The sequence below is a fragment of the Arenibacter aquaticus genome (genome assembly GCF_003957295.1).
GTDB lineage: Bacteria > Bacteroidota > Bacteroidia > Flavobacteriales > Flavobacteriaceae > Arenibacter > Arenibacter aquaticus.
On sequence record NZ_RQPJ01000002.1, the window covers coordinates 434010 to 459846 of the forward strand.

Annotated in this window: 27 protein-coding genes; 17 read left to right on the forward strand and 10 right to left on the reverse strand. The window is 41.0% G+C overall.

The window, feature by feature from the left end; translation table 11 throughout:
• Positions 1-58 precede the first annotated feature (58 nt).
• Positions 59-2899 (reverse strand): leucine--tRNA ligase, encoded by a 2841-nt coding sequence (gene leuS, locus EHW67_RS04720; RefSeq protein ID WP_126161206.1) that lies wholly within the window; start codon positions 2897-2899, stop codon positions 59-61.
• A gap of 338 nt (positions 2900-3237) precedes the next feature.
• Between leuS and EHW67_RS04725 the strand changes: the two genes are divergently transcribed.
• From EHW67_RS04725 to EHW67_RS04745, 5 genes are all read left to right on the forward strand, one after another.
• On the forward strand, positions 3238-4116 hold the full coding sequence (locus tag EHW67_RS04725; RefSeq protein ID WP_126161207.1) for a cell division protein FtsX: 879 nt from the start codon (positions 3238-3240) through the stop codon (positions 4114-4116).
• A gap of 9 nt (positions 4117-4125) precedes the next feature.
• Positions 4126-4392, forward strand: a complete 267-nt coding sequence (locus EHW67_RS04730; protein WP_126161208.1) for a DUF3098 domain-containing protein — start codon at positions 4126-4128, stop codon at positions 4390-4392.
• Between the two features lie 3 nt (positions 4393-4395).
• Positions 4396-5181, forward strand: coding sequence for an undecaprenyl-diphosphate phosphatase (locus EHW67_RS04735; RefSeq protein WP_126161209.1), 786 nt, complete (start codon positions 4396-4398; stop codon positions 5179-5181).
• The gene (gene truB / locus EHW67_RS04740) at positions 5178-5876 is read left to right on the forward strand and encodes a tRNA pseudouridine(55) synthase TruB (RefSeq protein ID WP_126161210.1); all 699 of its coding nucleotides are present in this window, start codon (positions 5178-5180) and stop codon (positions 5874-5876) included. The genes EHW67_RS04735 and truB overlap by 4 nt, the downstream gene beginning before the upstream one ends.
• 78 nt (positions 5877-5954) lie before the next feature.
• Positions 5955-6689, forward strand: a complete 735-nt coding sequence (locus tag EHW67_RS04745) for a hypothetical protein (protein ID WP_126161211.1) — start codon at positions 5955-5957, stop codon at positions 6687-6689.
• Here EHW67_RS04745 and EHW67_RS04750 read toward each other — a convergent pair.
• The gene (locus tag EHW67_RS04750; RefSeq protein WP_126161212.1) at positions 6669-7295 is read right to left on the reverse strand and encodes a thioredoxin family protein; all 627 of its coding nucleotides are present in this window, start codon (positions 7293-7295) and stop codon (positions 6669-6671) included. The genes EHW67_RS04745 and EHW67_RS04750 overlap by 21 nt on opposite strands.
• A 122-nt stretch (positions 7296-7417) precedes the next feature.
• Entirely contained in the window at positions 7418-8353 is a 936-nt protein-coding gene (locus EHW67_RS04755; RefSeq protein ID WP_126161213.1) for a YitT family protein, read from the reverse strand.
• Between the two features lie 501 nt (positions 8354-8854).
• On the opposite strand from EHW67_RS04755, the gene EHW67_RS04760 reads away from it, so the two are divergent.
• From EHW67_RS04760 to EHW67_RS04780, 5 genes are read left to right on the forward strand one after another with little or no spacing between them, the layout of a single operon-like run.
• Complete coding sequence (locus EHW67_RS04760) at positions 8855-9478, forward strand: TIGR04282 family arsenosugar biosynthesis glycosyltransferase (protein WP_126161214.1); 624 nt, start codon at positions 8855-8857, stop codon at positions 9476-9478.
• Positions 9475-10290: a purine-nucleoside phosphorylase gene (locus EHW67_RS04765; RefSeq protein ID WP_126161215.1), complete on the forward strand. Its 816-nt coding sequence runs from the start codon at positions 9475-9477 to the stop codon at positions 10288-10290. Before EHW67_RS04760 ends, EHW67_RS04765 begins: the two co-directional genes overlap by 4 nt.
• Positions 10291-10346: 56 nt before the next feature.
• The gene (gene arsM / locus EHW67_RS04770; protein WP_126161216.1) at positions 10347-11312 is read left to right on the forward strand and encodes an arsenosugar biosynthesis arsenite methyltransferase ArsM; all 966 of its coding nucleotides are present in this window, start codon (positions 10347-10349) and stop codon (positions 11310-11312) included.
• A gap of 60 nt (positions 11313-11372) precedes the next feature.
• Complete coding sequence (locus EHW67_RS04775; RefSeq protein ID WP_126161217.1) at positions 11373-12128, forward strand: DUF547 domain-containing protein; 756 nt, start codon at positions 11373-11375, stop codon at positions 12126-12128.
• Positions 12115-12831: a TIGR04283 family arsenosugar biosynthesis glycosyltransferase gene (locus EHW67_RS04780; protein WP_126161218.1), complete on the forward strand. Its 717-nt coding sequence runs from the start codon at positions 12115-12117 to the stop codon at positions 12829-12831. The genes EHW67_RS04775 and EHW67_RS04780 overlap by 14 nt, the downstream gene beginning before the upstream one ends.
• On the opposite strand, the gene EHW67_RS04785 is transcribed toward EHW67_RS04780, so the two are convergent.
• Complete coding sequence (locus tag EHW67_RS04785; protein ID WP_317126848.1) at positions 12828-13961, reverse strand: N-acetylmuramoyl-L-alanine amidase family protein; 1134 nt, start codon at positions 13959-13961, stop codon at positions 12828-12830. The two genes, EHW67_RS04780 and EHW67_RS04785, sit on opposite strands and share 4 nt — an antisense overlap.
• A 122-nt stretch (positions 13962-14083) precedes the next feature.
• Positions 14084-15085 carry a glycoside hydrolase family 113 gene (locus EHW67_RS04790; RefSeq protein WP_126161219.1) on the reverse strand — a complete coding sequence of 334 codons (1002 nt, stop codon included), beginning with the start codon at positions 15083-15085 and terminating at the stop codon, positions 14084-14086.
• Between the two features lie 199 nt (positions 15086-15284).
• Between EHW67_RS04790 and trmB the strand changes: the two genes are divergently transcribed.
• From trmB to EHW67_RS04825, 7 genes are all read left to right on the forward strand, one after another.
• Complete coding sequence (gene trmB, locus EHW67_RS04795) at positions 15285-15956, forward strand: tRNA (guanosine(46)-N7)-methyltransferase TrmB (protein WP_126161220.1); 672 nt, start codon at positions 15285-15287, stop codon at positions 15954-15956.
• Between the two features lie 3 nt (positions 15957-15959).
• Positions 15960-16589 (forward strand): LysE family transporter, encoded by a 630-nt coding sequence (locus tag EHW67_RS04800; protein WP_126161221.1) that lies wholly within the window; start codon positions 15960-15962, stop codon positions 16587-16589.
• Positions 16589-16921, forward strand: a complete 333-nt coding sequence (locus tag EHW67_RS04805; RefSeq protein ID WP_126161222.1) for an MGMT family protein — start codon at positions 16589-16591, stop codon at positions 16919-16921. The genes EHW67_RS04800 and EHW67_RS04805 overlap by 1 nt, the downstream gene beginning before the upstream one ends.
• Positions 16922-17088: 167 nt before the next feature.
• Positions 17089-18234: an Mrp/NBP35 family ATP-binding protein gene (locus EHW67_RS04810; protein ID WP_126161223.1), complete on the forward strand. Its 1146-nt coding sequence runs from the start codon at positions 17089-17091 to the stop codon at positions 18232-18234.
• A gap of 2 nt (positions 18235-18236) precedes the next feature.
• The gene (locus EHW67_RS04815; protein WP_126161224.1) at positions 18237-18479 is read left to right on the forward strand and encodes a NifU family protein; all 243 of its coding nucleotides are present in this window, start codon (positions 18237-18239) and stop codon (positions 18477-18479) included.
• Positions 18480-18547: 68 nt separating this feature from the next.
• Positions 18548-19606: an NAD(P)/FAD-dependent oxidoreductase gene (locus EHW67_RS04820; protein WP_126161225.1), complete on the forward strand. Its 1059-nt coding sequence runs from the start codon at positions 18548-18550 to the stop codon at positions 19604-19606.
• Positions 19607-19688: 82 nt separating this feature from the next.
• Positions 19689-20018, forward strand: a complete 330-nt coding sequence (locus EHW67_RS04825; protein WP_126161226.1) for a 2Fe-2S iron-sulfur cluster-binding protein — start codon at positions 19689-19691, stop codon at positions 20016-20018.
• Between the two features lie 134 nt (positions 20019-20152).
• Here the strand turns inward: EHW67_RS04825 and EHW67_RS04830 are convergent, their stop codons facing one another.
• The 5 genes from EHW67_RS04830 to EHW67_RS04850 all read right to left on the reverse strand — a co-directional run bounded on the left by EHW67_RS04830 (position 20153) and on the right by EHW67_RS04850 (position 25759).
• Positions 20153-21889 carry an ABC transporter ATP-binding protein gene (locus EHW67_RS04830; RefSeq protein WP_126161227.1) on the reverse strand — a complete coding sequence of 579 codons (1737 nt, stop codon included), beginning with the start codon at positions 21887-21889 and terminating at the stop codon, positions 20153-20155.
• A 129-nt stretch (positions 21890-22018) separates the two neighbouring features.
• Positions 22019-22783, reverse strand: a complete 765-nt coding sequence (locus EHW67_RS04835; protein WP_158285077.1) for an SGNH/GDSL hydrolase family protein — start codon at positions 22781-22783, stop codon at positions 22019-22021.
• 278 nt (positions 22784-23061) lie between these two features.
• Positions 23062-23703, reverse strand: a complete 642-nt coding sequence (locus EHW67_RS04840) for a hypothetical protein (RefSeq protein ID WP_126161229.1) — start codon at positions 23701-23703, stop codon at positions 23062-23064.
• Positions 23704-23849: 146 nt separating this feature from the next.
• Positions 23850-24224, reverse strand: a complete 375-nt coding sequence (locus EHW67_RS04845; RefSeq protein WP_126161230.1) for a DUF779 domain-containing protein — start codon at positions 24222-24224, stop codon at positions 23850-23852.
• 11 nt (positions 24225-24235) lie between these two features.
• Positions 24236-25759, reverse strand: a complete 1524-nt coding sequence (locus tag EHW67_RS04850) for an aldehyde dehydrogenase family protein (protein ID WP_126161231.1) — start codon at positions 25757-25759, stop codon at positions 24236-24238.
• Positions 25760-25837 lie beyond the last annotated feature (78 nt).

Genomic DNA, 25837 nt, shown 5'->3' on the forward strand with positions numbered 1-25837 from the left:
GCCAAATTCCAAATAGCCAAAGGGTTTCTTCTACTGCAAGATCTGTAATACCAATGCCTTAGCCTACTATATTTACAATTTTTCCCGGCACAACTATGACCTTTTTGGGCGTACGCCCCTGCAATTGCTCCTGGGTCTTGGCATGGGCCATTACAGCAGCTTCTATTTCCTCTTTAGTAATATCTACCGGCAACTCCATTTTAAAACGCATTTTCCCATTGAAAGAGATAGGGTATTCCTTACTGCTTTCTATCAGGTATTTAGCTTCAAACTTAGGGAATGGCGCAGTGGATATAGAAGTCCTATGCCCCAATTTAGCCCATAGTTCTTCCGCAATATGCGGTGCGTAGGGTGACACCAAAATAGCCAGCGGCTCCAACACCTCCCTGCTATTGCATTTTTGGGCTGCAAGTTCGTTTACACATATCATAAAGGTTGCCACGGAGGTATTAAAAGAGAAGTTCTCTATATCCTCTGCCACTTTTTTTATGGTCTTGTGAAGGGTTTTTAGATTATCTGCCGTGGGCACCGTACCGGAAACGGCAAAAACCCCATCGGGTCCATTGTGGTACAATCGCCACATTTTCTTAAGAAAACTGTGCACTCCGCTAATACCGGCAGTATTCCAAGGCTTTGATTGCTCCAAAGGACCAAGGAACATTTCATACAAGCGCAGGGAATCTGCCCCATACTCTTCACAAATACTATCTGGACTAACCACATTGTATTTAGATTTGGACATTTTCTCTACTTCGCGCCCCACCACATACCCTCCGTCTTCCAATATAAATTGGGCATCCTTGAAGTCGGCATAAAGAGGATTTTCCTTAAACCCATCCAGATCCAATTCATCGGATGGGTTCACCAATGCTACATCCACATGAAGTGGCTGTACAGATTTATCTCCTATCAAATTCTTTGACACCAAAGTGTTTTCACCTTCAATTCTATATACAAAGGCACTGGTCCCAGTGATCATACCCTGATTGATCAATTTTTTGGCAAACTCGGGTTTTGGCACCAATCCCTTGTCAAACAAAAACTTTTGCCAAAATCTGGAATACAGCAAATGCCCTGTAGCGTGCTCACTACCCCCAATATACAGGTCTACGTCCTGCCAATAATTAATGGCTTCCTGGGAAAAAACCTCTTCCGTATTTTTGGGATCCATATAACGGTTAAAATAGTAAGAGCTGCCAGCCCATCCCGGCATGGTATTCAACTCCAACGGAAATACGTTTTTGTTATCTATGGCGCTATTGGGCACCACCTCTGCCTTTTGTACGTCCCATGCCCACACTGTGGCGTTTCCCAATGGGGGCTCACCGGTTTCGGTAGGCAGGTATTTCTCTACTTCTGGCAATACTATAGGCAAATGTTCTGCCGCAATCATCTGGGGCATTCCGTCTACATAATAAACCGGAAATGGCTCCCCCCAATAACGCTGGCGACTAAAAACGGCATCGCGCAACCTATAGTTTATTTTTCCTTTGCCCTGTCCCAGTTTTTCCAATTCAAAAATAACGCGTTTAACAGCTTTCTTATAGGGCAGGCCATTTAAGAAATCTGAATTGGTTATAACGGTCTTTTCCTTATCCGCAAAAGCCTCTTCCGAGATATCCACACCTTCAAATATATTGGGAATAGGGATATTAAAGTGTTTTGCAAAGTCGTAATCCCGCTGGTCCCCACAGGGTACGGACATTACGGCACCTGTACCATAGCCGGCCAATACATAGTCGCCAATCCAAATAGGGATAGGCTCCTTACTAAAAGGATGTATTGCATGGGCACCGGTAAAGGCTCCTGTTATAGTCTTTACGTCGGCCAAACGGTCTCGCTCACTCCGCTTTGCGGTAGCCTCTATATAGGCTTCTACCTCGGCCTTCTGTTCTGGGGTGGTTATTTTGGAAACCAGTTCGTGTTCTGGGGCTAGGACCATAAAGCTAACTCCAAAAATGGTATCGGGCCTAGTGGTAAAAACTTCAATTGGAAAAGCTTCCCCAGTCCCATTTAAACTGCTGGTGTAAAAAGTAACACTGGCCCCTTCCGATCTTCCTATCCAATTGGTTTGCGAATCCTTTAAAGGCTGCGGCCAATCCACCATGGACAAATCATCCAACAAACGCTGTGAATAGGCAGATATCCGCATACTCCATTGTGTCATTTTCTTTCTAACCACAGGATGTCCGCCTCTTTCAGAAACCCCATTCACAATCTCATCATTGGCCAATACAGTACCTAAGGCCGGACACCAATTAACTTCCGTTTCGGCCAAATAGGTTAGTCGGTATTGCAGTAATAGCTGCTGTTGTTTTTTAGGTGAAAATGCCTTCCATTCATCGGCCGTAAACAATTCTACTTCCTCATCGCAAACGGCGTTTACTGTCCCATTTCCTTCATTTTCAAAAAGTGATATTAGGCTTGTAATATCCTCTGCCCTATCGGCATCCTTATTATACCAGGAATTAAACAACTGAATAAAGATCCACTGTGTCCATTTGTAATAACCGGGATCGGAGGTACGTACCTCACGACTCCAATCGAAAGAGAAACCAATTTTATCCAATTGCTCTCTATACCTTTTTATATTGGCCTCGGTAGTAATGGCCGGATGCTGACCTGTCTGTATGGCATATTGTTCCGCAGGCAATCCAAAAGAATCATACCCCATAGGATGCAATACATTAAACCCCTTATGTCTTTTGTATCGCGCATAGATGTCACTGGCTATGTATCCAAGGGGGTGCCCAACATGCAATCCGGCCCCGGAAGGATATGGAAACATATCCAATACATAAAACTTTTCCTTTTGGGAGTCATTTTCTGCATTAAAAGTCTGGTTTTCCGCCCAATATTTCTGCCATTTCTCTTCAATCTTCCTGAAATCGTAAGTCATCCTAATCTATTGTATGTGTTTAAAACTAGTATACCTAAGGCTACTACCCTTTTTTTCTATTTATGCTGGGCAAAAATAAGTTTAATCTATGAAAGCAAAAAGATATTATCCACTTACCTACTACAGCAAGGAATCTACCCCCTGCAACCAAGGTAAACAAGTCAACTCCATGGCTTAGGGTTAACCAAACCGCTCCTATAACAACTACCAACTGCTCCCTTTTTGCAACGATGCCCCAAGCACTGTACAAAACGTAGCCATTTAAAAACAAAAGGAAACCTATTGCAATTATCCCAAATTCAATTTACTTTTCTATTTTTACATATTGATTTTCTACTATGAGCACATCTTTTGAACGTTTTCAAAAAAGAAAGCTAATTTCCTCTTATTTCTCGGTAGTCCTGAGCATTGGACTGGTGCTTTTTTTATTGGGCATCTTGGGACTTTTGGTCTTGAACACCAAAAAGCTTGCCGATCATTTTAAGGAGCAGATTACCATTTCGGTCTTTCTCAAAGACAACGCCAAAGAGGTAGAAGTGGACCAATTGCAAAAAAGTTTGGCCATGGCCGAATATACCAAGAACGCCACCTATGTCTCCAAAGAGGAGGCTGCCGAACAGCACAGTGAGGAAATTGGGGAAAACTTTTTGGATTTTTTAGGATATAACCCCCTTAAAAATTCCATCGATATTCAACTTAAGGCGGACTATGTTTCGCCGGAAAAAATTACCGAAATAGCTGAAGAAATTGCCACCAAGGACTATATAGAGGAAGTAAGTTACGACAAACCATTGATTACCCTTTTAAACGACAATGTAAAGAAACTAAGTTTTTGGATTTTGGTAGCCAGTGGTATTTTCACCTTTATTGCCGTACTACTGATCAACAGTTCTATTAGACTTTCTATATATTCCAAAAGATTCATTATAAAAACAATGCAAATGGTGGGAGCCACCAAGGCATTTATACGAAGACCCTTTATCTATACCAATATAAAACTAGGGATACTTGGTTCCATTTTGGCCTTGATTGCCCTTGGGGCTGTCCTGTACTATGTAAACAACAATTTTCCAGAGCTAAACTTGTTTCAGGATCCAACAGTTTTAATTGTACTTTTTGCAGGGGTCTTTATCTTAGGAGTATTGATTTCACTTATAAGTACATTTTTTGCAACACAACGTTTCCTAAACCTTAGAACAGACGATTTATATTATTAAATTTGCAGCATGAGCAAAAAACAGAGCAATAGTCCACAGCAAAAACCCAGACCGGAGTTTATATTCCAGAAAAAAAACTACCAGTTCATGTTCATTGGACTGGCCTTTATAGCCTTGGGCTTTATCCTTATGAGCGGTGGCGGCAGCGATGACCCCAATGTTTTTAACCCAGAAATATATAATTTTAGAAGAATACGCTTGGCCCCTACTTTAGTTTTAATCGGACTTGGGATAGAGGTCTATGCTATATTGTTGAATCCGCATAAGAAAAAATAAATTTTGGATATACTAAAGGCCGTTATTCTTGCCATCATAGAAGGTATTACCGAATACTTACCGGTTTCTTCAACAGGACATATGATTATTGCATCTTCCTTTTTTGGCATTGCACAGGAAGATTTCACCAAATTATTTACCATTGTCATTCAATTAGGGACCATACTGTCTGTGGTGGTACTATATTTTAAGCGATTTTTTCAAAGTGTCGATTTTTATTTTAAGCTTTTAGTGGCTTTTTTACCTGCCGTATTTTTTGGACTACTGTTAAGTGACTTTATAGATTCTTTATTGGAGAACCCCATAACCGTTGCTGTTTCCTTGGTCATTGGAGGGTTTATACTGCTAAAGGTAGATGATTGGTTTGGCAATTCGGAAAATACCGATATTTCATACGGAACAGCGTTTAAGATAGGGCTCTTTCAATGTTTGGCAATGATCCCGGGTGTTTCCAGAAGTGGCGCCAGTATTGTAGGGGGCATGACCCAAAAATTATCTAGGACCGCGGCCGCAGAATTTTCTTTTTTCCTTGCCCTGCCCACTATGATGGGAGCTACCCTAAAAAAGAGTTATGACTATTACGCCGCTGGCTTTACCCTTACTTCTGAACAGGTTAACCTATTAATAATAGGTAATGTTGTAGGCTTCATTGTGGCGCTTTTTGCCATTAAAACCTTTATAGGATATTTAAGCAAACACGGTTTTAAGATTTTTGGCTATTACAGGATAGTGGTTGGAATCGCCCTTTTGATCATACATTATTTTATTAGCCCACTTACCGTACTATGATGACCAAAGAAGACTTTTTACAAGGACAGGTATTGCTCATAGACAAACCCTTGGGCTGGTCTTCGTTTCAGGCGGTGAATTCCTTAAAATGGAGTATCAGGAAAAAATTTGATCTAAAAAAAATCAAAATAGGTCATGCCGGTACATTGGATCCTTTGGCCACTGGTTTATTATTGATCTGCACCGGAAAGGCTACCAAGACCATCAACGAGCTTCAAGGCCAGGTAAAAGAATACACAGGAACCATTACCCTGGGAGGCACCACTCCCTCATATGACCTGGAAACAGAAGTAGACAAAAAGTACCCTACAGACCATATTAGCGAGGAAATGATACACAATACCACCTCCTTATTTATAGGGGATATAGAACAGATACCTCCTGTCTTTTCTGCCTTAAAGAAAGATGGGAAACGCCTTTACGAATATGCTAGGGAAGGCAAAGAGGTTGAAATAAAAAAAAGAGCGGTAAGCATTTCCGAGTTTGAAATTACCCAGATCCAATTACCAGAGATTGAGTTTAGGGTGGTATGCAGCAAAGGAACATATATCCGATCGTTGGCCCACGATTTTGGAAAAGAATTGAATTCCGGGGCACATCTATCCAAACTAAAAAGAACCAAAATAGGGGATTACAACGTAGATAAAGCCATAACCCCTGAGGAATTCGGCAAATTACTACAAGAGGAGCGTTAAGACTTCAAAATAAAAAGTGGTAAGCTGCCCGTTCGTCGAATATTTAAAATATTTTTGATAAAATGCGGTTATATCACTATGAATCTAAACCGAAAACAACTTTCTTTTTTAATAACCTTCTTCTCCATGTCTTTGATAGTGCTCTGTTTATACAACATTCACCTAGGGCAACAGGAAAAAGATGAGTACCTTATTGAATTGAGTTTGCTGGAGGAAGAGGAGCTTGAAAAAAGCATTGAAGAAGAAATAAAAGCCTTGGAAGAAATGGCCAAAACAGAACCTGTAAAAAGCCATATGGCCTATAACGAAGCCCATAAGGCCAGTTTTGGAAACCCAGAGCCCCTTAAGACATTGGAAGAAATAATGGAGGAACAAGAAATGAGTTCCGATACAGATGAGCCCTCAGAACTATTTAGTTCCAATTCCGAATATGCTGCAAGAGTTAGGGAATTGGCAAAAAGGAGAAGGGAAAAACAAGAACTCTTGGGAGAAAAAGAAGCCAGTAAAGAGGTAATGACCAATAATCTGGCAAAAAGAAGAACCTCTGTTTCCTATTCACTGGTCAACAGAAGCCATATAGACCTGCCCATCCCCATATACACTTGTATTGAAGGGGGCAAAGTGGTCATCAACATAAAGGTTGACTCTTCAGGAAATGTGTTTGAGGCAGATGTAAACAAAAAAAGCTCCAACACCTTAAATGGCTGTTTAGTGGACAATGCTATATCCTACGCCCTAAAATCAAAATTTAACAGCGCATCCAAGCAAGGACAAATTGGCACCATTACCTACTTATTTCAGGAAAAGCATTGATAAAAGGTCTTTTATGGTATTTTGCCCTTTATCCTTATTGTACCACTGCTGCAAGGTCTGTTTAAACTCAGGTCTAAGTCTTCCAAAATTCGCTTTTTCCTCCATTACCATTTTAGCTGCGGCAGTTGGCCTTGATCCCCATTCTCCAATTACTTCGGTCGTATCCCCATCAACCGCAATCAATTTGGGAATGGCCTTGGCCCCATTCGATAAAAAGCGCTGCATTAATTCCACGTTCTCATCCCTTAGAAGTAATTTTAAGGAAATATGATCATTTAAAACCGCCAACTTATTCATCACCGGAATAGTTTGGGCCGCGTCCCCACACCAGCTTTCGGTAAGCACTAGCCAAGTAACCTTTTTATCAAAATCCTTAATTTTTGTTTCAGTATCGGCATCAACCTTAATCGTTTTGTCCAATCGTTTCATTCTGCGCTCATTCAGCAGCGTATAATTGGCCAGCTCTTCATTCTGATTTTTTCCGGTAGATTTTCCTTCCAAGGCCAATGTTGCCATCAGGCTCCTGTAGTCATTATACCCCATGGCCTTCTCCAACCCCTCCTCTATAAGCGCAGTAGTCTCCTTTTGTAATGTTTCCTGTTCCATTAATGCAATACAATTATCCTGCTCCAAAATTAATCCAATTCATGATTTCTTGAGGTAACCACGGTTACATTGGTAGCAGAGCTCAAGAAAACCTTACACCCGCGCAGAAAAACCTTAATCATTTAATGGTTAAGGGCCCGTTTTTTAATCATTCCTCCCTTGGTATCGTTAATACTGTTCATGATGACAAAGGCGTTGGGGTCTATTTTTTCAATCTCGGTATTTAGTTTACTTATTTCCAATCTGGTAATTACCGAATAGATAATATCATATTCATTATGCACTCCATTCTTGCCATAACCACCTTTTCCCTTGTAAATTGTTAGCCCCCTACCCAATTTCTCCGTAATCATAAGCCTTATTTCCTCACTGCGTACCGATATAATGGTCACTCCTGTATATTCCTCTATACCGTCTACTACAAAATCCAATGTTTTAGAGGCCGATAAATAGGTCAACATAGAATAAAGTGCGGTCTCCAAGGAGAGAAAATATGCAGCCGCCAAAAAAATCAAGACATTGATTGCAATAATATTATCGCCTATTTTGGTTCTTATCTTTCTACTGAGATATATGGCCAACACTTCAGTTCCATCCAATACGCCACCTCCCCTTATAGAGAGGCCAATTCCCGCCCCAAGGAAAAAGCCACCAAAAACTGCCACTAAGAGCTTGTCATCGGTAACCTCCGGAAAACTCACCGTGGCCAATACCACGGCAAGACCAATAATGGCCAGAGATGCTTTAATGGCAAACTGCTTACCAACGACCTTAAACCCCAGCAAAATAAATGGAATGTTCACAAGAATGATCAAGAAATATAAGGGTACCGAAAATATTTCGGAAATCAATAGGGAAATTCCTGTGGCCCCACCGTCTATAAAACTGTTGGGCAAGAGAAAACTCTCCAAACCAAAGGCAGCGGAAAAAATACCTGCGATGATAAATAGCACATCATGAACAATAGAAAATATCCCAACCCTGAACCGTCGTGATTTTTTCCAATAAAAACCTAAATTGGATGCAAAGTCATGACCCTTTTTCTTTCTTTCTGGCATAATTTCCTATTAACACATATTTTGTTTTACCACCACGTACACTAGTGAAACGCTTTCTTTTCACAATATTAGTCACCCTTACAAAACCCAATTAGGATGTTCATTGGCCGTGAAATTAAATAATCTGATTTTAAAAAGAGGTATTCTGTGTCCTTAAATAAATCTATAACACTGTTGGTTGTCTCAAAAAACAGGGCCAGCCTCATAAAACAATAACCTCAATAAAGTACCCAATCCGGCGCATTTATAATGTTGTTCTTAATTAATCTTAACTTTACCCAACATTCAACCTAAATATCACTAAACCAAACAAATAACCCCTATAACGCACATTAACAACAAAACCAAGGTTTCAACACTTAGTAAAAATTAGTCAGCATCACCCCCTTAAAATAGTAATGAAAGTACTATTTTGACGACCATTATACATATATACGCAGTATTGATAAAACAAATGCAGAACGTTAATACACTTACCAGGACATTATTGATGAAGCCCTTATGATGAGCCACTCAAAAGAACTACTATTAATTTTTACCCGCAACCCTGAATTGGGCAAATGCAAGACCCGTTTGGCCGCGACCGTTGGGGACGAAACCGCCTTGGAGATCTATAAATTTCTGCTAGAACACACCCATAGGATATCGCAGGGTTTACATACCGATAAATGGATATGCTATTCTCAAGAAATTTGGGAAAATGATATATGGGAACGCTCTGTCTATCAAAAAAAACTGCAGTCGGGAGAAGACCTTGGTGAGCGCATGAGCAACGCTTTTAAAAATGGATTTGAGGCTGGTCACCAAAAAATTATTATTATTGGTAGCGATATATACGATTTAAGCAAAAAGGATATACAAGAGGCATTCCGTAAGTTGGAGGAACATGATTATGTAATTGGCCCCGCTATTGACGGAGGATATTACCTATTGGGCATGACCCATTACAACCCTTCCATTTTTGAGGACAAACCTTGGGGTACAGACCGCGTTTTGGAATTGACCTTAGAAGATTTAAAAGATAAAAACTATACCCTATTGCCGCCAAAGAATGACATTGATTATTTTGAGGACATAAAGGACAACAAAACCTTTCACCCTTTTTTTACAAATAAAAACATATGACTAGCAAACAATTAAAAGAATCAACGGACTACCTTATAAGTAAGGGATTTGAAGCACCGGAAATTGGTGTGGTACTGGGCACGGGCCTTGGAAGGTTGGTGGACGACATTGAGAATCCCATTGAAGCCCATTACAACCATATTCCCTATTTTCCTTTGGCGACGGTAGAATTCCATTCCGGAAAATTAATTTATGGTCTTTTAGAGGGCAAAAAGGTTGTGGTGATGCAGGGTCGATTCCATTTTTATGAAGGGTACGACCTAATTGACGTCACCTACCCAATAAGGGTCATGCATATGTTAGGGATAAAAAAATTATTAATATCCAATGCCGCAGGAGCCATTAACTCCAATTTTAAGAAAGGCAATATGATGCTGATTGAAGATCATATCAACCTACAAGGCGGATCACCTTTGGCATTTAAGAATGTAGGTGCTTTTGGTGACCGTTTCACCGATATGAGCGAACCCTATGACCTTGATATGCGCAGCAAACTGGAAACCATAGCCAAAAATGAAAACATCACCCTTCAAAAAGGAGTTTATGTTTCCGTTGTAGGCCCACAACTGGAAACCAAGGCCGAATATCGCATGCTAAAAATGCTTGGGGCAGATGCCGTTGGAATGAGTACGGTGCCCGAGGTCATCGTGGCCAACCATTTAAAACTTCCCATAGTGGCCGTATCCGTTCTAACAGACGAGTGCGACCCGGACAACCTAAAGCCTGTAAATATTGAAGAAATTATTGAAGTAGCCGGCAAAACCGAACCGAAAATGATCAAATTATTTAGGGAATTGATCAAGATCATCTAATTTGGGAAAACCAACAGCCCCATTGGGAATAACAGACATACATAATAAAAATAAACATGAGCTATTTAGAAGCTACCAACGAATTATATAAAAATGCAGCGCAAACACCTGATGTTGGACTTTGTTGCACCACTAACCCTATTTGGCAATTCCCCGGACTATCCATACCTAAGATAATGCAGGAGATGAACTATGGTTGTGGGAGCACTGTTTCGGCCCAAGACCTTATCAACAATCCCAAAGTGCTGTACGTAGGCGTTGGCGGCGGCATGGAATTGTTACAATTCTCCTATTTTTCCAGGCAAAAGGGAGGGGTTACCGGGGTAGATGTGGTAGATGAGATGTTAAAAGCTTCCGAAGAGAATTTTAAGATTGCCGAAAAGGAAAACCCTTGGTTTAAAAGTGATTTTATACAGCTGGTAAAAGGGGATGCCCTAAACCTCCCTATTGCAGATAACAGTATGGACGTGGCGGCCCAAAACTGCCTGTTCAATATATTCAAAGCCGAAGATCTGAAAAAAGCGGTTGGGGAAATGTACAGGGTACTTAAACCTCATGGCAAATTGGTAATGAGCGACCCCATCTGTGAACAGCCCATGAACGCCACCTTGCGCAATGATGACCGACTAAGAGCGCTTTGCCTTAGCGGAAGTATCCCATTGCAAGACTATATAAAAGTATTGACCGATGCTGGGTTTGGAACCATTGAAATTAGGGCCAGAAAGTCGTACCGGGTACTTTCTCCAAACCATTATCCAACAGATGAACTGATCTTTATAGAGTCTATTGAGATTGCCGCTATCAAAGATCCAATGCCCAAGGATGGTCCGTGTATATTTACCGGTAAAACTGCTATTTATTATGGAAATGAAGAGTACTATGACGATAACAAGGGTCATGTTTTAATGCAAAACCAACCTTTGGCCGTCTGCGACAAGACCGCTTTGGCCCTACAAAAATGCAATGCCGAGATCCACATAAGCAATAGTACCTGGCACTATAATGGGGGAGGTTGCTGTTAAAAGTTGAACAGGCGTAAGGTTTTCCCAACAAGGCATACTAATTAAGGGAAAAGCAATCCTATGTTACGTATCATCTACTTATTGCCAGCTGTATTTCTCCTTTATTGCAATTTTGGAAACACGGCTATACGGGTATCAATTGAAAACGAACCTTCAAGTACTACGGCAACCTTGGATCATTCCATCTGGGACAAGCTCCTTAAGAAACATGTGGACCATAATGGCAATGTAGATTACAAAAGTTTTGCCATGGATATAAAGCCTCTTGGGGAATATTTAAAATATTTAGCCCAAAACCCTCCACACCAGGCGTCTGCCAAGGCCAAAAAACTTGCCTATTATATAAACTTTTACAACGCGGCTACCGTTAAGCTAATAATAGACCACTATCCCCTAAAAAGCATAAAGGATTTAAGAAACCCATGGGGACGAAACATTGCACAAATGGGCGACACAAAAATTTCTTTAGGTGACTTGGAGCACAAAATATTGCGTAAGATGGACGAACCACGAATTCATTTTGCCATCAATTGTGCGTCTTATTCCTGTCCAAAATTGATAAACCGTGCCTTTACCGAAAACAATACGGAAAGTCTTTTGGAGCAGGCCGCCATGGACTTTATCAATGATCCCAAAAGAAATATTCTTACGGCCGAAAAGGCCTCTTTGTCCCAAATCTTTAATTGGTACAAAAAAGACTTTACAGAAAACGGTTCCTTGGAAGACTATATCAACCAATATGCATCCCAACAACTAACCTCCAAAACAAAAATTAATTATCTAAGTTATAATTGGGCCTTGAATGAAACCAAATAACCACCATACCATAAGCATTATTATCCCGGTTCTTAACGAAGCTAACCATATTTCCGGCCTATTGGAACACCTACAATCAGAGGCCCAACCTAAGAACCTCAAGGAAATAATAGTGGTAGATGGAGGAAGCACAGACACTACATTGGAACTTGCCAAAACAAAAGGGGCAATAGTAACCCGCACCGAGAAAGGGCGTGCCAAGCAAATGAATACAGGGGCCAAGTTGGCAAAGGGATCGGTACTATACTTTTTACATGCGGATACCTATCCCCCAAAAAATTATGACCAACTTATACTCCAAGCAATAAACAGCCAAATATCTGCCGGATGTTTTAGAATGAAGTTCGACACCAACAAAAGGTTTTTACACTTTTTTGCCTGGTTTAGCAGAATCAACCATAAACTTTGTAGAGGGGGTGACCAGTCGCTATTCGTTCTGAAGGAACTCTTCCATAAAACCAATGGCTATAATGAAGATTACATCATCTATGAAGACTCTGAATTTATAGGCCGACTTTACAAAAATGCCAGGTTTAAGGTGCTGCCACAACATGTAATGACTTCTGCTAGAAAATATGAGCAAAACGGCACTATAAGGCTACAATATCATTTTGGAGTAATACACCTAAAAAACCTACTTGGTTTTGGCCCGGAGAAACTATATCGGTATTACAAAGAAAATATTTCTTCCCAAAGCTCTTAATTACTGTTTTCAAAATCCAACAAAACCCCTTCTGAAATCCATTTGGCCAAGGCCTGTCTATTGTCTGGCTCTAAAATACGTCGCTGATCCTTTTTGTTTTTTATGTTTCCTACCTCAATATAAGCCATGGCCGGCAAGGTGTTTTTTACCAAATACAAGCCACTTCTATCCATGAAAGTACCTTCATATTTCCGGTACGGTTGATACTTTTTGTATTTCTTGGAAAAAGTCTCATGGATACTTTCTGCCAAACGCTTTCCATTCTTACTCTTTTCATGGTGATAAAAGAACACATCAATATTTTGGCCCCTACTACGGCTATCCACATGGGTTACGATCAAGCGTTGGTACTTGCCCTTATTTTCCAAATACAATTTATTTACTACCTCTACCCGTTGTTTTAGCCTCTTTACCTGATTTAATGGAATTTCCTTGTTGGGCAACACTACTTCATCCCTATCCAATTCCAGAATGCGTTGATCCCTGATCCCATCATTTAAATCGCGAACTATAATGTAGGTCTTGGCCCCGTGCGAAATAAGCTCCCTCGCCAAACGCAGGGTAATATCATATGCGTACTCGTCTTCGGCTATAATTTTCCCCTTATATTTTTCCACGGCACCAGGATCTGGTCCGCCATGCCCGGATATCAGATAGTAAATGTTTCCCTTTAACCTTTCACTTTTCATCTCTACCGTGGCGTAATCCTTGCCAAAAATATCTTCATCCCAGGTATTGGGCAACTCTTCAATCTCCTTTTCTTTGGTCTTCACAAGGTCTAGACTATCTACGCCCACAGGAGGAATAAAGTACTCCCTTCCTTCATATAGATGCATACTATCTCTTAGGTTGTCTTTGTTAAGGTCTACAAAATGTCCATAATGTCTAATGGGATTCATCCCATTCTTTCTTAGTATGGAATATATACCATCCCCTTTTTCCGCAACAACGGTTTTTACCGAAGTTTGGGAAAAAATAGCCATGGACCACAAGCCCAGCAAAAAGAACAAATAAGACGTTTTTATATAAGACACAATATCTATTTTTACACAAATATTATCAAAAATCCTGCCCAATTCCAAAAACAACCCCAAGTTGCCATTATAGTGTCTTTCCCCATCTTGTTTCATTGAATTTTCCCTGCTACACAGACCCTTATGAGCTTCATGGTAGTCAAAATCCTGATTAAGGACTATATCTAAAAAGGCAAAGTTGATTGGTAACGAAATAAAACCGAAGGGGCGTAGAGCTCCTAATACGCCTTGTAATATTCCTTGATAACCTCTTGGGCAGGCTTATTCTGGGGTGTAAATCTGTTATCGTATGCACCGCCAGCCTTTTCATGATCTACAAACCACTTCCAAACAAATCCTCCTGCGAACCAATCCTCACTCCAAAATTCTTCAAAAATGGCCTTGGTGGCATTGGCTTGGGCTTCTAGGTTAACATCATCTTGGCTCCTATCTACCAACCAAGGTTTCTTGGCCGAATAATTATTGCTCCTATAACCGTATTCTGTAAACAATACCGGTCTGTCCTTGGCCTTGGAAAGCGATCTTATTTTTTCTTTATGGGCCTGCCACCCCTCCCTTAATTGTTCTACCGTAGGTGTTTTTTCGTCGCTTAGGGGGAAGTAGGCATCTATTCCAATATAATCCAGACTTTCCCAAAAGGGAGTTCTTCCGTATTCATCCCAATTGGCGGCATAGGTAAGCTTCCCTTGGTATATTTCCCTGATCTTTTTTATCAGCCCATGCCAATAATCAGGTCTGTGTTTTACAAATTGTCCCAACTCCGTTCCAATACAAAATGTATCGGCCTTGGTTTCTTGGGCCAAGGTAGCGTATGCCAAAATAAATTTGGTATAGGAATTTTCCAAGGCCAGCCAATCTTCTTCAGAATTCATTTTCAGCCCCCCCGTAAAAGCACCCCGGGATATCCATATTTGGGGCTTTAACATAACCTTTAAACCGTTCTGGTGCAAAATGTCTATATATTGTCTGGCTCCTGTCCTAGTTTCTCCAAACCATTGTCTGGAGGTGTCAAAGACTATCTCCGAAGCATTCTTATCACGGATAAACCCAAATGGCATTACAGCCGCACATTTGGCATGTACGCTCCTCACGGCATCTATATGTTCTTGGGCCACCCTATCGCGTGAAGCAACAAAACTTACCCCATTTAACTTCTCCATGGCCCTGCCACTGCAACCCAACTGCAACACAAGCAATAAAAAAAGCCCAAATACCCTCATGCGATTTAATTTTAATACTAAGTTAGCTTATTTATTGATTCCATAGAAAATGAATCGGCCCACAATAGTTAGCCCAAAAAGAGTTCGGGATAATAATTTAGGGCAGAAAGCACCTCAACATTTGGTAAAGAATGACTACTACATTAAAAAGCAGGCGAGATTTCCTTAGCTTTGTCAAATAATTTAATTTTTAGTGCCGGTGGGAAGCAAGAATAAGCTAAAAAGATTCAAGGAAAATGAAACTTTTAAAAATGTAATCCAACCCAGTAGGGAGGAAATACTTAACGGAACCTTTTCCCTAAAAGGAAAGTGGAGTACTTTTTTTGGCAACGACAACCCCATCATATTGGAATTGGGCTGTGGCAAAGGCGAATATACCATAGGAATGGCCAAGCAGGACGATTCCAAAAATTATATTGGTATAGACATCAAGGGGGCCAGATTTTGGCGCGGTGCAAAAACGGCTATCGAAGAAAACTTAGCCAATGTAGCATTTTTAAGGACCCAAATAGAACTGGTAGACCAGTTATTTGCGAATAATGAAGTTTCTGAAATTTGGATAACCTTTCCAGACCCGCAAATAAAGTATAAACGCACCAAGCACAGACTTACCAATGAAGTTTTTCTGAAAAAATACAAGGCTATTCTAAAAAAGGAAGGGGTGGTAAATTTAAAAACCGACAGTGAATTTATGCACGGTTATACTTTGGGACTGCTGCACGGCAAGGGGCTAGAGGTTTTATATGCCAACCACGATGTTTATAAAAATGAAGGCAGTCCAAAAGAGGTCTTGGAAATTCAGACTTTTTATGAAAAGCAGTATCTTGAAAAGGGAAAGCCCATCACGTACATTAAGTTTAGAATAACCTAGACCATGGAGCACTTACTCATTCTATTTTTTGCCACATTTTCAGCAGCTTTCATGGCCACCGTCCCTCCAGGGCTGTTGAACATGAATGCTGCCAAGATAAGTGTTGAAAAAGGTAAGACCAACGGAATTATTTTTAGCCTAGGGGTTTCTACCATGATAATCATCCAGGCCTATATTGCGGTAATGATCTCCAAATTTCTTTTTAACAATCCGGAAGTCATTGATATGCTTTTAAAAATTGCCCTTCTGGTTTTTGCTTTTTTTGCCATATACTTCTTTGTGAAAGCCAAAAGCAAAAAAATTGAACGAACCAAAATTGTAAAGGTCAGTAAAAAGAACAGTTTTTTCAAAGGGATACTATTGGCCGCCCTTAACCTGCTCACCATTCCATATTACAGTGGCTTAAATGCTATGTGGAATGCTTCTGGCTGGATAAAATTTCAATTCAGGGACATAGCAACCTTTATACTAGCTGCCGGTTGTGGTACTTTTACGGTGCTCTATCTATACACCGTATACTTCAACAAATTGGAAACCAAAACCAATAGATTTTCAAAAAACTCCAATTACATACTTAGTGTACTAATGCTATTGTTGCTGGTTATCACTTTAATACGTATTTTTTATACTTGATGAAGCCCGAAAATCAGAATTTCTTTCATAAGGTATACGATGTGGCACGGCAAATACCCTACGGCAGGGTCACCTCCTACGGTGCCATTGCCAAATATTTGGGCATGGCCAGAAGTGCCAGAATGGTGGGCTGGGCCATGAACGGTTCGCACGGTATGGAAGATATTCCAGCTCATAGGGTAGTGAATCGTAAGGGGCTTTTAACTGGAAAGCATCACTTTGATGGTTCCAATCTAATGCAGCAATTGTTGGAAAGTGAAGGAATAAAAGTAGAGGACAACCAGATTATAGGTTTTGATGACTACTTCTGGGACCCAGCAAAGGAATTATAAATCCGTACTCCCTACAAACAGGACACTTGCCACCCTTGATCAGTAATTTTGTACCATCCAGAATACCATATTTATTTTCAATTCCCTTCCTTCCTTATCTCGCTCCTAAGCCCTATCTTTGTAATTTAGAATCAGTTTTAATAATGACTGGATAAGAATGATTTAGGATGAAATTAGACAAGAAAGACATATTAAAAGCACTTGAAAACATAACCGTTCCCGGAGAGGGTCAAAATATGGTTGAAAGTGGTGCTGTAAAGAATATCATGATTTTTGGAGATGAGGTAGTGGTAGACCTTACCATTTCCAATCCAAGTTTACAGGCCCGTAAAAAAACCGAAGTAGAAATTTTAAAGATAATCCATGAGCAGGTATACAACAAGGCAAAAATTACGGTTAACGTAAAAGTAGACGCCCCGGCCAAGCCCAAGACCAAAGCCAATGAAATTAAAGGGAAACCCATTCCCGGCATTAACAATATTATTGCTGTAGCTTCAGGAAAAGGAGGGGTAGGAAAATCTACGGTGACGGCCAACCTTGCCGTTACCTTGGCAAAGATGGGGTTTAAAGTAGGTTTATTGGATGCTGATATTTACGGTCCTTCTATGCCAATTATGTTTGATGTTGCCTTGGAAAAACCCCTGGCGGTCAACATAGAAGGAAAATCCAAAATGAAGCCTATAGAAAGTTATGGGGTAAAAATGCTTTCCATAGGATTTTTCACCCAACCCAATCAGGCGGTGATATGGCGTGGGCCTATGGCGGCCAAAGCACTTAACCAGATGATATTTGATGCCCATTGGGGGGAGTTGGACTTCTTGTTGTTAGATCTACCACCCGGCACCGGGGACATCCACCTAAGTATAATGCAGTCCTTGCCCATCACCGGAGCAGTGGTAGTGAGCACCCCACAGGAAGTTGCTTTGGCAGATGCCCGGAAAGGAGTAGCCATGTTTCAGCAAGACTCCATAAACGTTCCTGTATTGGGAATCGTCGAAAATATGGCGTATTTTACACCGGAGGAATTACCCAACAATAAATACTACATTTTTGGAAAGGAAGGTGCCAAACATTTATCAGAAGACCTTAAAGTGCCATTCCTAGGGCAAATACCCTTGGTACAAAGTATAAGGGAAGCCGGAGACGTAGGAAGGCCTGCGGCGCTTCAAACAGCAACCCCAATAGAAAGTGCTTTTGAAGAACTTACAAAGAATGTGGTACAGGAAGTGGTAGGAAGAAATAAGAGCCTACCGCCAACAGAGGCTATAAAAATAACAACAATGGCAGGTTGTTCGGCTGTTAAAAAGAAATAACTATGACATCGATAGAAATAAAAAACAACGTAGAAAAGGCGCTCGAGGAAATCCGTCCCTTTTTGCAAAGTGATGGTGGGGATATCTCCCTGATTTCCATTGACAACGATACTTCCGTAAAGGTTAAATTGGAAGGGGCATGTGTAGGCTGTTCCGTTAATCAAATGACCCTTAAAAGCGGAGTGGAAATGACGATAAAAAAATATGCCCCGCAAATTCAGGAGGTAATCAATGTAGGCCCATAATCTGATATATATCATAAACCCTTATCCATTACGTTTATAGCTTTGTAGCTATACTAAGTTTTTTTTCCATGATCAAAACAGATATATTAATTATTGGTGCTGGTCCAACAGGTCTTTTTACAGTTTTTGAGGCAGGCTTATTGCAGCTCAAGTGCCATCTGATAGACGCCTTGCCACAACCAGGCGGACAGTGTTCCGAAATTTACCCCAAAAAACCCATTTATGATATCCCCGGATTTCCCGAGGTGTTGGCGGGCGATCTGGTAAACAACCTTATGGAGCAGATAAAGGCCTTCCAACCAGGATTTACCCTTGGGGAACGGGCCAATACCATTGAAAAATTGGAAGACGGTACATTTTTGGTGACCACCAATAAGGGAACGCAACACAATGCCCCAATAGTAGCCATAGCTGGTGGACTTGGAAGTTTTGAACCTAGAAAACCCCTTATCAACAACCTCAAGGCCTTTGAAGATAAAGGTGTGGCCTATTTTATTAAAAACCCTGAAATTTATCGCGACAAAAAGGTGCTAATAGCAGGTGGCGGCGATTCTGCCCTGGACTGGAGTATTTTTTTGGCCGATGTAGCATCGGAAGTAACATTGGTCCATAGAAGAAATGAATTTAGAGGTGCCTTGGATTCCGTAGAAAAGGTCCAGGCCCTAAAGGACTTAGGAAAAATAAATCTGATTACTCCTGCCGAAGTAACGGAATTAAAAGGTACGGACAAACTACACGCTGTGCTAATACAAAAATCCGGCGATAAGGAAGAGCAAATTATCAAGGAGGTAGATGAGTTTATTCCATTATTCGGATTATCGCCCAAACTAGGTCCTATAGCCGACTGGGGATTGGAAATTGAGAAAAATGCCATAAAGGTAAATACATTTGATTATCAGACCAATATACCCGGAATCTATGCTATTGGAGATGTAAACACCTACCCCGGCAAGTTAAAATTGATTCTTTGTGGCTTTCACGAAGCCACTCTAATGTGCCAAAGTGCCTACCAACGTATTTACCCGGATAAAAAATACGTTATGAAATACACTACTGTAGGCGGCGTTTCTGGATTTGACGGCAGTAAAAAACAAGCTCCCAAGGCCGTTGTAAAAACGATAGAATAAAATCAAATTAAAAAAAATAACCAAACCCAAAGGCAAAACACTTAAATTTGCTGCCAATTTGCATATTTAGAATAATCTTGGCATGAGCGATATTAAAATAAAAATCACAGACAGGGATGGGGTTCTACACGAAATAGACGCCCCTACAGATATGAATATGAACCTTATGGAAATAGTACGCTCCTACGAGCTTGCGCCAGAAGGGACCATTGGAATATGTGGCGGTATGGCCATGTGTGCATCTTGCCAATGCTATGTAGTATCGGATCACCAATTGCCAGAAATGTCCGATGATGAGGACGCCATGCTTGCAGAAGCTTTCCATGTAAAGGATAATAGCCGTTTAGGCTGCCAAATCCAAATGACAGAGGATTTGGAAGGATTGGAAGTGGAGTTGGCTCCCGAAAGTTGATATTTTAATAGGACTTAGGGCCTCATTTGTATTTTTTTTTGGTCATAACAACTGGACCCTATCCGGTTTCACTGGAAGGGGATATAGTGATTTGCTTGCAACACCCCTCCAGTCCATAATATAAATAGATAAAATTATATCCTTGCCTGATAGGTAAACAAGTTATAGTACCGTCCTTGTTCAGCAATAAGTTGGTCATGGGTACCCTTCTCTGCAATACGCCCCTTCTCTATCACCAAAATTTGGTTTGCCTTTCTGATGGTACTTAATCTATGGGCAATCACAAAGGTTGTTCGCCCTTCGGTCAAGGCTTCCAGACTCTTTTGGATCAAGGCTTCGCTTTCAGTATCCAAATTGGAAGTGGCCTCATCCAATATCAATATTTTGGGGTCTGCCAAAACCGCCCTGGCAATGGCAATACGTTGCCGTTGCCCTCCAGATAACTTTATGCCACGTTCCCCAATCAAGGTATCCAATCCTTTTTCAAACCTATCGGTAAATTCATCAACATATGCAGCCTTGACAGCTGCCAAAACCTCCTCCTCCGAGGCATTGGGCCTTGGAAACATTATATTCTCCCTAATGCTTCCTTCAAACAAAAACTCGTCCTGCAGCACTACCCCCAAATGTTGGCGATAACTATTCAAGTTTACCTTGGAAATATCTATACCGTCCAAGGTAATGGTGCCCGACTGAGGATTTAAAAAAGTGGCTACCAAGCCGGCAATAGTGGATTTCCCGGAACCGGAACTACCTACCAGAGCCACAACATCACCTGATTTTACGTTAAAACTAACACTGTGCAAAACATCCTTATCTTCCTCATAAGCAAAGGAAACATCCTTAAAGGCTATATCCCCTTTTATACTATCCAGGACAATGGTTCTTTCCCCTTCATCGGCTTCCTCTTCCATATTCATCAATTCTTCGGTACGATCAAGACCTGCAAGTGCTTCGGTAAGTTGACTCCCTATATTGCTCATCTGTACAATAGGAGCTATCATAATGCCCAAGACAAAGGTAAAGGACAAAAAATCCCCAATGCTCAACCCCTGACACATAATTTTATAGCCTCCAATTCCCATGATACCTGTGGTGGCAATTCCCACTAAGAAAGTGGATGAACTGGTCATAAAAGCGGTAGCCGTAAGGCTCTTTTTCACATTCTGGAACAACAGATCCACACCTTTTTCAAACACCTCGGTTTCCTGTTGTTCCGCGTTAAATCCTTTAATTACACGAATACCACCAAGGGTTTCTGTTAACCTACCGGTAACCTCGGCATTGATCTTACCCCTGTTCCTAAAAATAGGACGTATAACCTTAAAAGCCTTGAGTGCAATAAATGCAAATATGGCCAAGGGAATAAAAGTAAAAAAGGTCATGGACGGACTAATCCACATCATATATACCAATGCCCCTATGGCCGTAAGGCTTCCACCTACCAACTGTACCAATCCCGTACCAATAAGATTTCTAACACCTTGCACATCGGTCATAATTCGGGAAACCAAAGCCCCTGATTTAGCATTGTCGAAGAAACGAATAGGGAGGGAGAGTACTTTCCGCTGTACCTGTGCCCTTAGTTCAGAAATAAGATATTGGGCCTGAACGCTCAATATCTTAGTAAGCATAAATGAAGTCACTGCCCTGACCAAAATAGATAGGATTACCACCCCAACCAACAATTTAAGCATATCCATATCCTTGTTGGGAATAACCTCATCCATAAAATATTTTAAGGATATAGGACCTACAAAATTGGCTGCGTTGCTTATAACTATCAGAAACAGCCCTATAAAAACCAAATTACGTCTGGGCCAAATTATAGTTTTAAAGGCGGTAAGAATACTAACTTTTTTATTGGACATTATGGATACTATTTTGAGCCATGGGATTTATAAGGTGTAAATGTAGTTAAAGTTATTCTTTGCGGTACAATGAATGCCTTTCCTATCCCTAACCAAACCCACTGCCTTACATTGAAAAATAAAGCGTAGCTATTCAAAAATTGGGAGGATCATTGGATACAGTACATCCACAAATGCCCTATAAGCCTCAGCTGAGGGGTGTAATCCGTCTATGGCTACCAACTCTGGGTTGGACAATCCGTTTCTGGTAATGTTAGTTATGTTAAGGAATGGCACTCCTTTTTGCAAGGCAACAGACTTGGCGTGCGCATTATATTCATCTATTTCCTCTGAAATCCTGCTCCTATCCCTGCCCTCCGCAAAAGGAGTATAGGCGTAATCGGGAATGGATATAACAACCACATTTTTTGGATTTCCATAAGCCAAGGCAACAGCTCTGTCCAATAATTGAGAAAACTCCCTGGTGTATATATTGTATGACTTTCCCTGATATTGATTGTTTACCCCTATCAATAAGGTGACCAGATCATAAGCTGTCCGGTTGGTTCCGTTATTAAGCGCATCCAACAAATTAGAGGTGGTCCAACCTGTCTGGGCCAAAACTTCTGTTTTGATCTCTACTTTTGGCCCCTGTTCCAATTTGCCTGCCAATTGAAACGGAAAGCTCTTGGCCCTTTCCACACTTTCTCCTTTGGTATAACTATCGCCCAAGGCCAAATAATAATAGGTCCCAGAGTCATTAAGGTGGGGGCCATCCAATTCCTCAACAATGGAAGGAAGAGGAACCGGGTTGGCAGGACTGTCCAAGGTGGGGTCATAGTCAAGCGTCTCATTCTCTTGCGAACAACCCACAAAAGCAGCAAACAACAGAAGCAAGATAGACAAGTGGTTCATAATTATACTTATTAATGCAGAAAATAAATACCTAAGACATCTAGCGCAACCAGGCCACCATTTGCCAAGACTGTCCATATACCCCAATCCCATTAAAAAAAACCTATGTTAGCCCCAATTGGCCTATCGCCATAAAAGGTCTCTTAGCTGCTCCCATTTTTGTTCTTCCTGGAATTCCGGAAGATCTTAATAGAATAAGGTATAAATAAAAACACACAGTTAATAATAAGCAAATAGTAATAGCCCTTCATCTTGGTCAGTGTTAGTGTCTCCTCTAATTATTCTTTTATGATAATGATGGTTGCTTTAGAACCTGTAGAAAGGTTCCACATATTGGAGTGGATCATCTTACCCTCATCATCATAAACATTAACCTGAGCCGTATTGGGCCCAGAAGTACCTTGGTTAAGCGCCTCAAAATCTATCCTATTAAAACCTTTTTTTAGATCTAGGTTAATACCTTTAAAGGAACCGGTGAGAAAAACATTAGGTTCTACCACTACATCATTGAGCAATATCCTAACCCTATCTCCATCTACATATTCATGATCACGACATACTATTCCAACAAATTTACCATTGCTCTTGACATCACCCAAATACATATTTCCAAAAAAACCAGAATCCCCTTCCTTTTCTTTGGGCTTAATTTTGGGGTCAATTTTTAAGTCGTGCCCTGCTTGCACCAATTCCCTATCGGGCAACATCTTAATATTTCTGGCTGTAAGGGAGTCCCTAAGGTTGGTCGTAGGCTTCAACGTAATTATGGACGGCATTTTTAAGGCTGTTCCCTGATCTTGATTATTCTTGGCCCCTCTGTCTCCTTCTATTTTTAATGGATTGGTCGTAGGCAGGTCTGTTTGGGCCCTACCTATCCCAGAAAACAAAAACAGAATGCAGATTAAAAGAATGATTCTCATAGGCATACTTAAGGTACTAATGTGATACAAAAATATCAAATACCTTGCCATGTGGCACTAAAAAGCTGTTAAATATCCTCAGATTATAAAAAAACCGACTCAAATATAAATTTGAGTCGGTTTAAATATTCGGGGGGAAGAGCCCATTAACTCCCAACAATCTCTACAGGGTCTAATTGGGTTAGCTCGCCTTCCGTAAATAATTGCGACTTAATAACAAAACGCACCCCTAGAGGTATTTCCAAGGAAAAACTAGATCCGCGTCCTTTAGTGACGTCCAAGGTTAACTGGGTGTGTTTCCAATATTCAAATTGGTCTTTGGACATATAAAAAGGACAGCCTTCCAGTTCTCCCAAGCAAACATCGGTCTCATTGAGCATTAATTCTCCTTTTTGAAAACACATGGGCGACGACCCGTCACAACAGCCACCACTCTGATGAAACATTAGCTCTCCATGTTCCGTTTTCAATTGCTCCAATACTTGCTTTGCTCCTTCTGAAATTAAGACCCTTCTTACCATGTTGTTGCTAATTAAAAGAATCCCATTGCCTTTTTATCGTAGGAAATTAGCATGTTCTTGGTTTGCCTATAGTGATTCAACATCATTTTATGGGTCTCCCTGCCAATTCCAGATTTTTTATATCCTCCAAAGGGGGCATGTGCAGGATAGGTATGATAGGAATTGACCCAAACACGACCTGCTTTTATAGCCCTGGCAACCTTATACGCCTGGTGTGTATCCCTGGTCCAAACCCCAGCTCCCAGACCATACAATGTGTCATTGGCAATAGCTATTGCCTCGGCCTCATCTTTAAATGTGGTAAGGCACACCACTGGCCCAAAGATCTCTTCTTGAAAGACTCTCATTTTATTATTGCCCTTTAAGATGGTGGGTTGTATATAATAGCCCTTTTCCAAGCCCTCATTATAGGCTGCATCACCACCGGTAAGAACTTCGCAACCTTCCTCTTTTCCGATATTGATATAGTTTAGGATTTTTTCATATTGATCATTGGATGCCTGTGCCCCCATCATAGTTTCCGGATCCAAAGGATGGCCCAATTTTATCTTATTGGTACGTTCCACGACCCTCTCTATAAATTTTTCGTAAATACTTTCCTGTACCAAAATTCGCGATGGCGAGGTACAAACTTCCCCTTGATTAAAGGCAAACATGGCGGCCCCTTCCAAACACTTATCAAAAAATTCATCGTCGGCCTCCATTATACTTTCAAAAAACACATTGGGCGACTTGCCCCCCAATTCCAAAGTAACGGGAATAATGTTCTTGGAAGCATACTGCATAATCAACTGCCCTGTAGTGGTCTCCCCGGTAAAGGCTATCTTATTAATCCTAGGATTGGAAGCCAAAGGTTTCCCAGCTTCTATTCCAAATCCGTTTACCACATTGAGTACTCCGGCAGGCAACACATTTTCTATAAGTTCCATTAGGACCATTATTCCAACTGGAGTCTGTTCCGCTGGTTTTAAAACCACGCAGTTTCCTGCTGCCAGGGCTGGTGCTACCTTCCATGCGGCCATAAGCAGCGGAAAATTCCATGGGATAATCTGTCCTACCACACCCAAGGGCTCTGGAATATTAATAGATACCGTATTGGCATCCAATTCACTTGCCGAGCCCTCCTCCGCCCTGATTACCCCTGCAAAATAGCGAAAATGGTCAACAGCCAAAGGTAAATCTGCAGCTCGTGTTTCACGTATAGGTTTTCCATTATCCCAGGTTTCGGCGCGCGCCAAAACATCCAGGTTCTGTTCCATAATATCGGCAATCCGCAACAATAGATTACTTCTGCTGGCAGCGGAGGAATTATTCCATTCCGGAGCGGCAGCCCAAGCAGCGTCCAATGCCAATTCTATATCCTCCGCGGTAGAGCGTGCAATTTTGGTGAAACTGTTGCCGTCTACGGGAGAAATATTTTCAAAGTACTCCCCTTTAGTGGGCGATACCCATTTACCCCCAATAAAATTTTCGTATTGGCTCTTAAAGACAGGTTTTTCAACCCTATTCCTTGCTGTGGTCTCTACATTTCCCATGATCGTATTTTTTTAAATTATTATTTTTTTAGCCAAACCCAATTGGCAACACAATGAGCGGTAAGTCGCTCGTTTCCA

Coding starts and splice junctions, on each gene's coding strand:
- leuS (WP_126161206.1), bottom strand. CDS start 2,899: ATGACTTACGATTTCAGGAAGATTGAAGAGAAATGGCAGAAATATTGG.
- EHW67_RS04725 (WP_126161207.1), top strand. CDS start 3,238: ATGAGCACATCTTTTGAACGTTTTCAAAAAAGAAAGCTAATTTCCTCT.
- EHW67_RS04730 (WP_126161208.1), top strand. CDS start 4,126: ATGAGCAAAAAACAGAGCAATAGTCCACAGCAAAAACCCAGACCGGAG.
- truB (WP_126161210.1), top strand. CDS start 5,178: ATGATGACCAAAGAAGACTTTTTACAAGGACAGGTATTGCTCATAGAC.
- EHW67_RS04745 (WP_126161211.1), top strand. CDS start 5,955: ATGAATCTAAACCGAAAACAACTTTCTTTTTTAATAACCTTCTTCTCC.
- EHW67_RS04750 (WP_126161212.1), bottom strand. CDS start 7,295: ATGGAACAGGAAACATTACAAAAGGAGACTACTGCGCTTATAGAGGAG.
- EHW67_RS04755 (WP_126161213.1), bottom strand. CDS start 8,353: ATGCCAGAAAGAAAGAAAAAGGGTCATGACTTTGCATCCAATTTAGGT.
- EHW67_RS04760 (WP_126161214.1), top strand. CDS start 8,855: ATGATGAGCCACTCAAAAGAACTACTATTAATTTTTACCCGCAACCCT.
- EHW67_RS04765 (WP_126161215.1), top strand. CDS start 9,475: ATGACTAGCAAACAATTAAAAGAATCAACGGACTACCTTATAAGTAAG.
- arsM (WP_126161216.1), top strand. CDS start 10,347: ATGAGCTATTTAGAAGCTACCAACGAATTATATAAAAATGCAGCGCAA.
- EHW67_RS04775 (WP_126161217.1), top strand. CDS start 11,373: ATGTTACGTATCATCTACTTATTGCCAGCTGTATTTCTCCTTTATTGC.
- EHW67_RS04780 (WP_126161218.1), top strand. CDS start 12,115: ATGAAACCAAATAACCACCATACCATAAGCATTATTATCCCGGTTCTT.
- EHW67_RS04785 (WP_317126848.1), bottom strand. CDS start 13,961: ATGAAACAAGATGGGGAAAGACACTATAATGGCAACTTGGGGTTGTTT.
- EHW67_RS04790 (WP_126161219.1), bottom strand. CDS start 15,085: ATGAGGGTATTTGGGCTTTTTTTATTGCTTGTGTTGCAGTTGGGTTGC.
- EHW67_RS04800 (WP_126161221.1), top strand. CDS start 15,960: ATGGAGCACTTACTCATTCTATTTTTTGCCACATTTTCAGCAGCTTTC.
- EHW67_RS04805 (WP_126161222.1), top strand. CDS start 16,589: ATGAAGCCCGAAAATCAGAATTTCTTTCATAAGGTATACGATGTGGCA.
- EHW67_RS04810 (WP_126161223.1), top strand. CDS start 17,089: ATGAAATTAGACAAGAAAGACATATTAAAAGCACTTGAAAACATAACC.
- EHW67_RS04815 (WP_126161224.1), top strand. CDS start 18,237: ATGACATCGATAGAAATAAAAAACAACGTAGAAAAGGCGCTCGAGGAA.
- EHW67_RS04820 (WP_126161225.1), top strand. CDS start 18,548: ATGATCAAAACAGATATATTAATTATTGGTGCTGGTCCAACAGGTCTT.
- EHW67_RS04825 (WP_126161226.1), top strand. CDS start 19,689: ATGAGCGATATTAAAATAAAAATCACAGACAGGGATGGGGTTCTACAC.
- EHW67_RS04830 (WP_126161227.1), bottom strand. CDS start 21,889: ATGTCCAATAAAAAAGTTAGTATTCTTACCGCCTTTAAAACTATAATT.
- EHW67_RS04835 (WP_158285077.1), bottom strand. CDS start 22,783: ATGAACCACTTGTCTATCTTGCTTCTGTTGTTTGCTGCTTTTGTGGGT.
- EHW67_RS04840 (WP_126161229.1), bottom strand. CDS start 23,703: ATGAGAATCATTCTTTTAATCTGCATTCTGTTTTTGTTTTCTGGGATA.
- EHW67_RS04845 (WP_126161230.1), bottom strand. CDS start 24,224: ATGGTAAGAAGGGTCTTAATTTCAGAAGGAGCAAAGCAAGTATTGGAG.
- EHW67_RS04850 (WP_126161231.1), bottom strand. CDS start 25,759: ATGGGAAATGTAGAGACCACAGCAAGGAATAGGGTTGAAAAACCTGTC.